Source organism: Bacillus sp. 007/AIA-02/001 (assembly GCF_004634455.1).
Classification (GTDB): domain Bacteria; phylum Bacillota; class Bacilli; order Bacillales; family Bacillaceae_G; genus Bacillus_A; species Bacillus_A cereus.
Window position 1 is genome coordinate 71,983 of sequence record NZ_SEIY01000016.1, and the last position, 13,554, is coordinate 85,536.

Here is a 13,554-nt window from a genome sequence, read left to right on the forward strand (position 1 = left end):
ATGTAGATGAGTCGTTATTTTCCATTAAGTAATGGACAGCTGGGCATTTGGTATGTTGAAAAAATGTATCCTAATACAAGTATTTCAAACAACGGGGCACTTATACAATTGGCTACAGAGCAGCCCCTTCTTTATAATCTAATTTCTATTGCTATAAATGAGTATATAAAACGAACAGACAATATCCGTTTACGTATGATTTCTAGAAAAGAAGGCGAACCAGTTCAGTACGTAGCTGAATATATTGAAAAAGAAATAGAAATTATCGAGTTAAAAGATGCAGGCACTGAAAGTGTAAAAGAGGCTGCACTTGCCCACTTTCAGCAACCTTTACCACTAGAGGACGAGGATCTTTTTGATTTTAAAGTGTTTAAAGAAAGCAGGCATCAGTGCTTTCTTTATGTGAATATTCATCATATTATTTCAGATGCTGTGTCTGTCATGAGTTGCATAGAGAGCATTATTTCCATTTACACTGATTTAGCAAGTGGTGCGGTCATCGATATGGTGAAAAGTCCATCGTTTATCGAGCAAATTGAAGCGGAGCAGACATACGAGAAAAGTCCGCGTTATGAAAAGGATCGTCTTTATTGGGAACAGATTTTCCAAAGTAGGCCAGAATTAACATCTCTTAAGCCTAGCAACGATTATTGCAGCAGTGCGAAAGCAATACGGCTGTCTAAAGCAGTTCCGAAATCTCTTGCGGAAAAGTTGAAAGAATATTCGACTAAGAATCATATTAGTTTATTTAATTTGTTCTTGTCAGGCGTTTTCTTGTATATGTCCAAAATGAGTCAGAAAAAGGATATTGTAATCGGTACAATGTTTTCCAATCGGACAACGCTTCGTGAAAAGGAATTGTTTGGCATGCTTGTTAGCACTGTTCCTTTTCGTGTAGAGGTTAATCCAGCTCTCACTTTTTCTTCATTCGTAAGAAATTTAAATCAGCAGCAGATTAGAACAATGAGGCATCAAAAATATCCATATAATCGTATTTTAAATGATTGGCGAAAAAAGCACAGCACGCATGATTATTTGTATACAACTTCCTTACAATATTTGGAGGTGGATTTCCCTAAGACAGATGGGATTAGATATAATGTTGATTTTTTATATAACGGTTATGAAATCAATGATCTCGCCTTTCATATTGTAAAAAATGGGGAAGACATTGCATTTGAAATCGACTATAGAGTTGATTTATTTGAAGAGACAGAGATCCGCGACATGTTTAATAGAATAATGCTTTTACTTTCTAAAGCATTATTGGCTCCGCAGCAGCAGATTGGAAATTTAGATTTATTAACAGTTACTGATCAATCCTTATATTTTAGGGAGCAAATGGAAATAGTCTGTCATGAACCGGAGGAATATTTCCAACAGATTTTTCAAAGAATTGCAAAAAAAATACCTGAAAAGATAGCGGTTGTTTGTGAGGAGCGCACACTGACGTATAAGGAACTGGATGAGCGGTCGAATCAGCTTGCACGACTCCTTCGACAAAAGGGGATAACACGAGAAAAAACAGTTGCTATTCTTACTAATCGTACAGAAGATATGATCGTTGGATCGATAGCGGTGATGAAAGCAGGTGGAGCTTATGTCCCAATCGATGCCGAATTTCCAGAGCAGAGAATCCAATTTATTCTAAAAGACAGCAGTTCTGTGATTTTGCTGACGGATCAAGTAAATAGAGTAGAACAAGATGCTTCTATTGAATGCATCCACTTTCAAGATGAAGCAATTCAGCAACAGCCGACATCTTCTATTGAAAACCTGACGAAGCCTGAAGATTTATGCTATATCATATATACGTCTGGAACAACAGGCACGCCAAAGGGGGTTATGATTGAACATCGGAATTATCTAAATATGTGGAAAGCCTATAACGAAGCATACGGTTTTCAAGAAATGAAGCCTTGTATCTTACAGATGGCCAGCTTTTCGTTTGATGTCTTTTCTGGGGATATGGCAAGAGCTTTATTGAATCAAGGAACCCTTGTCATTTGTTCGTCAGAAGCAAAGCGTGATTTAGTACGTATTCAAAATTTGATTGAGACACATCAGATTACAATGCTGGAATCAACACCAGCTTTAATTGTTCCTCTTTTAGATGACATGTATGAAAAAGGGATTAAGCATACTTCTCTTGAATTGGTTGTGCTGGGTGCTGATTCTTGTTTGAAAGAAGACTATGAACGTCTCTTAGAACGTTATGGTGAGAGTATACGAATTTTTAATACATATGGTGTCACTGAAGCGACAATTGAATCGAGCATTTATTGTTCTGAGCAGGCGTTTGCAGATTATGAGGGTATTACGCCAATCGGTAAACCGTTATCAAATATGTCAATGTACATTTTTAGTGAAAACATGGAGCTTCTTCCACCTCATTATATAGGGGAGTTGTACATTGGTGGAAAAGGCGTCGCCAGAGGCTATTTGAACAATGCAGAGCTGACAGAGGAAAAATTCATCTTAAACCCTTATGATCCCTCTGAAAGGCTGTATAAGACAGGGGATCAAGCGAAAATGCTGCCTGATGGAAATATTCAGTTTCTTGGGCGCAATGACTTTCAAGTCAAAATTAGAGGGCATCGAATTGAAATTGGAGAGATTGAGGCAAAAATGATTCAGCACTCTTTGGTGAGGAGAGCGGTTGTAAAGACTGTTAAACCTAACTCCCATCAAACCGTATTGGCTGCTTACTTTGAATCAGATGAAGTAGATATCACAAATCAAATAAAAGCATTTTTATTTAGAGAGCTGCCGGACTATATGGTCCCGACATATTTTATTCAATTAGACCGATTGCCTTTAACTGAAAACCACAAAGTCAATCGGAGAGAGCTGCCAGAGCCTGAAGTCTTTTTCAAGGAAAAGGAAGAGACAGGTTTGTTTCATAAAGCAGTTGAGGCGAAATTAGCCGAAGTTTGGAAGAAAACGCTAAAGGTAGACGATTTACATGCAACTTCTGATTTTATCCAGCTAGGTTTTCATTCATTGCAAGCATTAAAACTTTTGAATGAGATTGAGAATGAGTTCGGGATTCGACTGACGCTAGGGGATATTTTTTCTAATACACTTTTGTTTGCAATGGCAGATGTCATTGAAGAAAAAATGAAGATAAGCAATTTTGAACAGCTGCTACCTGCTAAGAAGAGTGATTCTTATCCTGTGACAGCTGCGCAAGAAGGGGTATACACAAGATCATTAATTACAGACGCTAATCTGTTTAACATACCTTGTGTATTCCAAATAGATGGGCCACTTGACGCGGGTGCGCTTATAGATGCAATGCAAAAGTTAGTCAATCGACATGAATCGCTTAGAACCGCTTTTATAAAAGAAGATGGCGTCATTAAGCAGAAAGTTCATACAAACGTTTCCTTGCATGTGGATTATGATGTATACAAGGAATCTGAAATAGAGGAGATTATTTGCGCTTCGCCTCATTCGTTTTCATTGGACAAGCCTCCCTTGATGCAGGCACGGTTGATTAAAATACAATCTCTTCAAAAACATGTTTTATTATTAGACTTTCATCATATTATTTTCGATGGTATGTCTCTCCAAGTATTTATGGAAGAATTGGCATTGATATATCAGGGGAGAACTTTGCCACAATTGGAACTTGGGTACAAAGATTACGCTGTATGGGAGAATCGCCAATTAGAAGCAGATCGGTTTTCTGCACACCGAGATTTTTGGAGGGACATTCTTGTTGACCATACAGAACAGCTCAATTTGCCTGCTGATTTCCCAAGGCCAGATGTGCAATCTTTTGATGGAAAAACATTTGAATTTGAATTAAATATAAATCTACTAAACAAACTAAAAGATTATTCTATGAAGCACGGCCTGACGCTTTATATGAGTCTCTTATCAGTATATTTTGTCTTGTTATCAAAATACACGGGTCAAGATGACTTGATCGTTGGTACGCCTATATCAGGACGCATTCATTCAAATATAGAAAGGATTACAGGATTATTTGTCAACACTCTTCCTATTAGGAAGGTAGTTGGCAGAACAGTTAGTTTCGCTCAATTTTGCCAAGAAGTCAAACGCGATATGCTTGGTATGCTGAATCATCAGCAATACCCTATTGATGAACTAGCCAAGCAACTGAAACTCAATCGTGATCCAAGCAGAAATCCTATTTATCAGACTGTATTTGCTCTACAAGATGTCAAAGAGAGTTATGAGCTGTCTGAAGGTGTCAAAATGTCTATTGTCGATACAGACTATAACACTTCTAAAGTTGATTTAACATTGGAGGCTGCAGTTCTTAATGATTGCCTTGGGTGCCGGTTTGAATATAGTACAAGTTTATTCAGAAAAGAAACTATCGAACAGATGGCAAAACATTTTGAACATCTTATCGAGACGATGGTGGCCGATCCACATCAAATAATCAGTGAAATCGGGTTGCTTTCCCAGGAGGAACAAGAGCTATTGGCCGGTATGAATGATACTTTTGTACCGATACCTTCCTACCAATCTATCTCGGCTCAATTTGAAAAGCAGGCTGAGATGCGTCCGGAGGAAACAGCGGCTGTCTTTAGAGGAAGCTCCATCTCCTACGGAGAATTGAACAGTCGTGCCAATCAGCTAGCACATGCTCTCATTCAACAAGGTGTTGGAACGGATATGTTGGTAGGCATCATGGTTCGCCCATCATTTGATCTACTCATCGGGATGCTGGGAATTTTAAAGGCGGGGGGAGCCTATGTACCAATTGACCCTCAATATCCAGATAGCCGTATTGAGTACATGCTGAAAGATAGCGCGGTCCCTCTTTTACTTACACAGTCGGTGCTGAAAGAAAGAACAGACTCATACTCAGGCAAAGTGATTTATTTGGATGAGGGGATGGAAGGAGAGCGTACAACGAATCCACCTTCAGTGGCAGAAGGGCATCATCTAGCCTATATGATTTATACGTCTGGATCAACTGGGGAGCCGAAAGGCGTCTTGATTGAACAGCACAGTGTACTGAATTTATGGCAATGGTTTGAAAGGACGTATCATGTGGCTCCTGGAGATGCTATTCTTCATATGACCAATTCTGCCTTTGATGTTAGTGTGGAGGAAACGTTGATTCCACTCATGTCGGGAGCTGTTGTTGTTATTGCGGAAAAACAAGTGGTGTTCCAAAAGGAAATGCTAATTGACTTCTTGAATGAGCACAAAGTCCGCATTGCTCAATTCGTTCCGGCAACCTTACGTGCACTTTTAGCTGGACAAACGAAAAAAGCTAAGAATTTAGAAGTGGTCATCTGTGGTGGAGAAAAGTTGGATCCTCAATTGGCTAACCAAATTACATCGCAAGGGTACCACTTATACAATCATTATGGTCCAACCGAAGCGACGGTCGATACACTCGTATGGTCCTGTCCACCGAACAGAGGGGTAATTAAATTGGGAGCGCCCATTGACAATACAAAAGTCTATGTGCTTGATGAAGAAGGAAATCCTGTACCATCAGGCATTCCTGGTGAACTGTATATTGGTGGTGCAGGTATTGCAAGGGGCTATTTGAACCGTCCAGATCAGACGGATTGTGCTTTTGTACCCGATCCATTCGAACAAAACGGGCGCCTTTATAAAACAGGTGACCTTGTCAAATGGCACAGCGATCAGACAATCGAATATCTTGGCAGACTGGACAAACAGGTCAAAATCCGGGGTATGAGGATTGAGCCTGGTGAAATTACAGCGAAGCTGTTGGAGTTGGATGAGATCGAGAATGGCTATGTGATGGCTCATCATGATGAGGAAGGACAAGTAAATCTATGTGCGTATATCGTGTGGAAGAAAGAGAGTGAGCCGCAGAAAATAAGAAGAAAGCTGGCGCAAGCTCTACCAGAATATATGATTCCTGTGCATTTCATGACAATAGATGAGTTGCCTTTAACGCCAAACGGAAAAGTGAGTGAACAGCTGCTTCCAATACCTGAAAAAGAAACAGAAACAGTAGAAGCATATGTGCCGCCTTGTACAGAGATTGAAAAATTGCTCACTGACATTTGGCAGGAGGTGCTTGGTATAGAACGTGTCAGCATAAAAGGAAGCTTTTTTGACTATGGAGGAGATTCGATCAAAGCCATTCAAATTTCTTCTCAATTAAGAAAGTATCGATTGAAACTTGAAACAAAGTATTTATTTACACATGCAACAATACAAGAAGTGGCTATCTATATCGAGCCTTTAAAGAAACAGATTGATCAACGGCAGATATCTGGGGAAATTCTACTTTCTCCTATACAAAATTGGTTTTTTTCAAAAAACTTTGTTAATCCACACCACTATAATCAGGCTGAGACACTCTACAAAGCAGAAGGATTTGACCCTGAAGCGGTTGAATTGGCGTTGGACAAACTCATAGAGCACCATGATGTACTAAGAGCTGTTTTTGTAAAGAATCCGCAACAGATGGTTCAAATCAACCGAAAAGCGTATACAGCTGATTTTTATACATTGGAAGTTATGAACCTTAGAAATAAAAATAACTGGCGAGAGCTTGCAGAAAACCATATTGATAGTATTCAAGGGGAGCTCGATATAGAAAATGGACCTCTTATCAAAGCGAGTATCTTTCAAACCAATAAAGGGGACCACCTTGTTATAGTTATACATCATCTCATCATAGACGGTGTTTCTTGGGGGATCTTGCTTGAGGATCTAGAAACAGCTTATGAACAAGCTGTTTCTGGAGAAAAAATAAAATTACCTGAGAAAACGACTTCTTATAAAGAATGGACAACAGAATTGTGGAATTACGCCAAAGAGGAAGTAGTAAATGAAAAAGCTTATTGGGAAGATGTTGAAAACAGGCTGGTAGTACCTTCTTCTTTAGCCGTACGTCAATCGATCAATCAAAAGAGATGGTACAGTAAACAGCTTGTTCGGCAACTTAACAAAGAAAAAACGGATTTGCTTTTAAAACAGGCGCATCGGGCATATAACACAGAAATAAACGAAATTCTGTTGGCGGCGTTTGCGTTAGCTATGAAGGAACAATTTGGAATAGAAGAACTACCACTTGATTTAGAAGGGCATGGAAGAGAGACATTTTCGGAAGATGTCGACGTTTCAAGAACGATTGGGTGGTTTACGTCTGTATTTCCAGTTGTACTAGAGGCGGGAAGAGAAGAAAAACTAGGAACCGCAATAAAATCGGTTAAAGACCAGCTTCGCCGTATTCCTCAAAAGGGAATGGGATATGGATTGCTTTATTGTAAGGAACTGCACACTATTGAAGAAAGACCGTCTCCTCCAGTGAGTTTTAACTATTTGGGTCAGTTTGAGTTGCATGAAAATGAGGGCCAATCTTTGCACTTAGGTAATTCAAACAGCTTGGAAAATGAAAGAACACACATGCTTGATTTGAATCTTGCAGTCATAAATGGCGTGTTAGAAATCAATTTGGAATATCATGAGCGTGAGTTTGATAGAAATGAAATCGAACAACTTTTGAATGTTTACACGGAAACACTTGAAAAAATGGTCGATCATTGTATAGATAAGGAAGATGACGGAGAAAAAACGTTAAGTGATTTTGATGATCAACGATTGACGGACGAAGAACTGGATCATATTTATGAGCTGCTTGAAGACATGTAGAGAGAGGCCTTCCTCTCTCTATGATAGAAAAAGGAGTGGAAAAATGAAAAATAAACAAAATTTCCAAAACATTTACCCGCTATCGCCTATGCAAGAAGGTATGTTGTTTCATCATTTAAGCGATAAAGATCAAGATTTTCAAGCGTACTGTGTCCAATCCGCTCTGAAAATTTCCGGTACGTTTAATTTTGATATTGCAGAAAATAGCCTGAATATTCTTGTAAGACGTCATGATTTGTTACGGACAGTTTTTATTCATTCTAAGTTAAGCCGTCCTCGACAAGTTGTATTCAAAAATAGAGAGATGTTCATCCAAATGCATGATTATACTCATTTACAAGGGATTCATAAAGAGCAAGCTATCGAAAAGTTCTTGGCATCGGATTTAAAGGAAGGGTTTGATTTGGTAACTGGCCCTCTATTTCGGGTACAGGTACTGAGATTAAGCGATTTTGAGCATATACTTGTTTTTACGAATCATCATATTATTTTGGATGGCTGGTGCTCTAGAGCTGTTTTAGAGGAATTCTTTGAGATATATGCTACGTTATTGCACCAGGAGCCGGTGAGAGAGAAGAAATCATTTTCTTTTAGTAAATATATTCAATGGATTGAAAATCAGGACAAAGATAAGGCTCATGCCTACTGGAGGGAATATTTAAAAGGACTTGAGACAAATACAGAAATGCCGAGATTCTACAAGAAAGCAACAAAAAAGGGCTTTCAAAAAGGGGAGTTTTATCAAAAAATAAATGATGACTTGCTTCAAAGTCTTGAACGACTATCAAAGCAATACAAAGTCACTGTCCATACTATATGTCAGACAGCTTGGGCTTTGTTGCTCAGTCATTACAACCAATCGAAAGATGTTGTATTTGGATCAGTTGTATCTGGAAGACCACCTGAATTAGAAGGCATTGAGCATGCTGTGGGATTGTTTATCAATACCATTCCAGTCAGAATAAAGATGGAGCCTGAAATGTCTTTTGCACAGCTCCTGCAGAATGTACAAGAATCAAACTTGGAGTCTGAGCGCTATTCATATTGCTCTCTGGCTGAACTTCAGAAAATGACAGAATTTAAGACAGATTTGTTCAGTCATTTGCTTGTTTTTCAGAATTATCCGTCTAATGATACTTCAACAGAAGAGGAAGAAGAACTTTTTGGTTTTCGCATAGAAGAATTTCATGATACCGAGCAAACAAATTATGATTTTCATTTAACTGTTGCTCCAAAGGAACAATACATCATTTTTCATTTTAATCAAAACGTATATGAAAATGATGAAATCCGTAACATAAGCAGACGATTTATCCGTATATTAGAACAGATTATTGAGGCACCTGATATGAGGATGTGTGAAATAGAGCTAATTGATGAGAAAGAAAAAAGGCTTATAACTGAAACATTTCAAACGTCTAATTACAATAGGGGTGAAGACAATCTCACCCTTCATGAACGCTTTGAACAGCAGGCCGCTTGCTTTCCTAATAAAACAGCTGTTTCATTCAATGGAGAATCTCTTACATATGAAATACTAAACAGTCGCGCTAACGAGCTTGCTAAAAAGCTTCGAGGGCTTGGAGTACAATCAAATGACTTAGTAGGTGTTATGCTGGAACGCTCTCACTCATTTATCATAGGCATTCTTGGTATTTTAAAAGCAGGAGCAGCATATGTTCCAATTGATCCAAATTATCCGCTGGAACGGATAAATTATATGATTCAAGATTCGAGAATATCCATTCTTATCACGGATCAAAAAAAGCATGCGGATATATTTCCTACTATTATATATACAGGAAAAGTACTGATTATAGATGACATGTATAACGGTGACTATTGTGAAAATCTTCCTTCTATTTCCTCTTTACAAGACCTTGCCTATGTCATTTATACATCAGGATCGACAGGAAAGCCAAAAGGAATTCTCACCAAACATGAAAATGTAATGAGAGTGGCTGTAAATACAAATTATGTAGATGTGAAACATGAGGATCGTATTCTACAATTATCTAACCCATCTTTTGATGGCTCGGTATTTGACATTTTCGCAGCATTACTGAACGGAGCAGAATTAATCCTTATTGACCCAAACATCATTCTGTCGCCAAGAGAACTTTCTACGTTCTTAGTAGAACAGAAGATTACAACCATGTTTTTGACTACTGCTTTATTCAATGCAATCATAGCTGAAAATCCAGCAGCTTTTAATGGACTTCATACCGTTTTGTTCGGCGGTGAAAAGGTAACGGTTTCTTTTGTCGAGCAAGCCTTAAAGGAATCTGGATCTAACAAATTCATTCATGTGTATGGGCCGACGGAAAGCACTGTTTTTGCCGCTTTTTATCAAATTCAATCTATTGATAAAAGATTAGGAACTATTCCAATTGGAAAGCCGCTGAATGATACAGAGCTCATAATTTTAAACCAATATGGGCAACTTCAAGCAATCGGCCTGCCTGGTGAACTATGCATAGCTGGGAAAGCTCTTGCCAAAGGATATCTGAATCGTCCTGATTTAACCGACGAGAAGTTTGTCACACATCCGTTTAAAGAACAGGAGAGAATGTATAAAACTGGTGATTTGGTAAGATGGCTTCCTGATGGAGCTATTGAATTTATGGGGCGAATTGATCGTCAGGTGAAAATCCGAGGTTTCCGTATTGAACCAGAAGAAGTAGCGGCCGAATTATTACTCGTCCATAACATAAAAAAATCGTATGTTATGGAAAGAAAAAACGAGCAAGATGAAACATATCTATGCGCTTATTATGTGTCTGATACCAAGAAAGAGTCAAAGGAGATAAGGAACGCTTTGGCTAAACGGCTACCTGATTACATGCTGCCTTCCTTTTTCATTCCATTAAACGACCTTCCAATCACACCGAATGGAAAAACCAATGAAAAAGAACTGCCAGCTCCTGAACTTATGTTAAATCAAGAGGAGGAGTATATTGCACCTAGAACAACGGTAGAAAAGAAACTAGCAGAATTGTGGGAGCAGATTTTAGGGGTAACTCCTGTTAGTATTGGTACCCATTTCTTTGAAGTGGGAGGTCATTCACTCAAAGCTGTTTCTCTGATAGCGGCCATTGAGAGGGAGTTATCGGTTAAATTGTCGATTAAAAAGATTTTTGAACATCCTTATTTAGAGGAAATGGCAATAATGATTGAACAGGAAAAAAATAGGGAAGTGCTTGGTATTCTCCCAGCTCCATCTCAGGACCATTATCCAGCTTCTGCAAATCAGCAACGGATATATGCAATCAGCCACTTACCGGGCGGGGAGCAGAGTTATAACATGCCGTTCCTTTTAAAGGCTCCGCATACTTTACACATTGAGCGTGTTCAGAACACACTTAATATGCTTGTTGAGCGCCACGAAAGTCTAAGAACTTCCTTTGATATTGTTGGGGATGAGCTGGTACAGCGAATCCACTCTTCTGCCAATGTAGAAGTGATGAGAGAAAGAGTATGTGAAGGCGGGCTAGACAAACTTATGTCTAAATTGGTAAAACCATTCGATCTTCATCAGGTTCCACTGTTAAGAGCGGGAGTTTTTGAGTATCAAGGAGATCATCTGCTGTTTATTGATATGCATCACATCATATCAGATGGTCAATCAATTGAGATTTTTATACGGGAATTCATTGAATTGTATAAACACAATCAGCCGCTACCTCCTCTTGCGCTCCAATATAAGGATTATGCTGTTTGGGAAAAGCAGCATGAGATGGATGCGGATGTTTCCTATTGGGAGCAGCAGTTTAAGGGTGATATTCCAGTTTTGACATTGCCTTTTGATGAGAAGCAGACAAGTGGAACACAGCCAGAGGGTGGCTTTTATATCAGAACGCTTAATCAGGAAATAACAAATCAATTGAAAAAGTATGCCCTGCAACAGAATCAAACTCTCTTTTCACTATTATTAGGGATGTATCAGCTTTTGCTCTCTAAATATACAGGGCAGAAAGATTTAGTAGTCGGTACTCCTTCTGCTGGGAGAAATCATGCGATTTTTGATAAAACTGTTGGGATGTTTGTTAAAACATTACCTATTAGGACTCATTTACCGTCTGCACAGCCAGTAAATGAATTTTTCTCAAAAGTACAGGAGCATTGTTTTGCAGCCTTCGAATGTGATGTGGATCCTGTAGAATGGATTATGAATCGAACTAGTATGACACGGAAGACAAATGGTACTCCTCTTATTCAAACCATGTTTTCGTTTCATCATGAGCAGGAAGAACTTGCTGCACAATGGGAGATACAAAACGTTTTCAATCCCAATGTACAATTTGATCTATCATTGGATGTGTTTGAACACAGTTCCCATTTAGACATCTATTTTGAATATAGTACAAGTTTATTCAGAAAAGAGACTATTGAACAAATGGCCCAAAATTTTGAATATCTTATCCAGACGGTGTTGGCCGATCCACATCAATTGATTGGCGAAATCGGGTTGCTTTCTCAGGAGGAACAAACGCTATTGGCCAGCATGAATGATACTTTTGTACCGATGCCTTCCTACCAATCTATCTCGGCTCAATTTGAAAAGCAGGCTAAGGTGCGTCCGGAGGAAACAGCGGCTGTTTTTAGAGGAAAATCCCTCTCCTACGGAGAATTGAACAGTCGTGCCAATCAGCTAGCACATGCTCTCATTCAACAAGGTGTTGGAACGGATATGTTGGTAGGCATCATGGTTCGCCCATCATTTGATCTACTCATCGGGATGCTGGGAATTTTAAAGGCGGGGGGAGCCTATGTACCAATTGACCCTCAATATCCAGATAGCCGTATTGAGTACATGCTGAAAGATAGCGCGGTCCCTCTTTTACTTACACAGTCGGTGCTGAAAGAAAGAACAGACTCATACTCAGGCAAAGTGATTTATTTGGATGAGGGGATGGAAGGAGAGCGTACAACGAATCCACCTTCAGTGGCAGAAGGGCATCATCTAGCCTATATGATTTATACGTCTGGATCAACTGGGGAGCCGAAAGGCGTCTTGATTGAACAGCACAGTGTACTGAATTTATGGCAATGGTTTGAAAGGACGTATCATGTGGCTCCTGGAGATGCTATTCTTCATATGACCAATTCTGCCTTTGATGTTAGTGTGGAGGAAACGTTGATTCCACTCATGTCGGGAGCTGTTGTTGTTATTGCGGAAAAACAAGTGGTGTTCCAAAAGGAAATGCTAATTGACTTCTTGAATGAGCACAAAGTCCGCATTGCTCAATTCGTTCCGGCAACCTTACGTGCACTTTTAGCTGGACAAACGAAAAAAGCTAAGAATTTAGAAGTGGTCATCTGTGGTGGAGAAAAGTTGGATCCTCAATTGGCTAACCAAATTACATCGCAAGGGTACCACTTATACAATCATTATGGTCCAACCGAAGCGACGGTCGATACACTCGTATGGTCCTGTCCACCGAACAGAGGGGTAATTAAATTGGGAGCGCCCATTGACAATACAAAAGTCTATGTGCTTGATGAAGAAGGAAATCCTGTACCATCAGGCATTCCTGGTGAACTGTATATTGGTGGTGCAGGTATTGCAAGGGGCTATTTGAACCGTCCAGATCAGACGGATTGTGCTTTTGTACCCGATCCATTCGAACAAAACGGGCGCCTTTATAAAACAGGTGACCTTGTCAAATGGCACAGCGATCAGACAATCGAATATCTTGGCAGACTGGACAAACAGGTCAAAATCCGGGGTATGAGGATTGAGCCTGGTGAAATTACAGCGAAGCTGTTGGAGTTGGATGAGATCGAGAATGGCTATGTGATGGCTCATCATGATGAGGAAGGACAAGTAAATCTATGTGCGTATATCGTGTGGAAGAAAGAGAGTGAGCCGCAGAAAATAAGAAGAAAGCTGGCGCAAGCTCTACCAGAATATATGATTCCTGT

At 39.4% G+C, this 13,554-nt stretch carries 2 protein-coding genes; both read left to right on the top strand.

Translation table 11 applies throughout. The annotated features are described in order from the left end of the window. The first annotated feature begins 6 nt into the window (after positions 1 to 6). Positions 7 to 7,629 (top strand): non-ribosomal peptide synthetase, encoded by a 7,623-nt coding sequence (locus ES895_RS23630; RefSeq protein ID WP_135238699.1) that lies wholly within the window; start codon positions 7 to 9, stop codon positions 7,627 to 7,629. Positions 7,630 to 7,672: 43 nt separating this feature from the next. Next, positions 7,673 to 13,554: non-ribosomal peptide synthetase (locus tag ES895_RS23635; protein WP_135238701.1), on the top strand; the 5,882-nt coding region annotated here is incomplete at its 3' end.

Excerpts from the sequence above, each read along its gene's own strand:
- ES895_RS23630 (WP_135238699.1), top strand. The coding sequence starts at position 7 with ATGAGTCGTTATTTTCCATTAAGTAATGGACAGCTGGGCATTTGGTAT.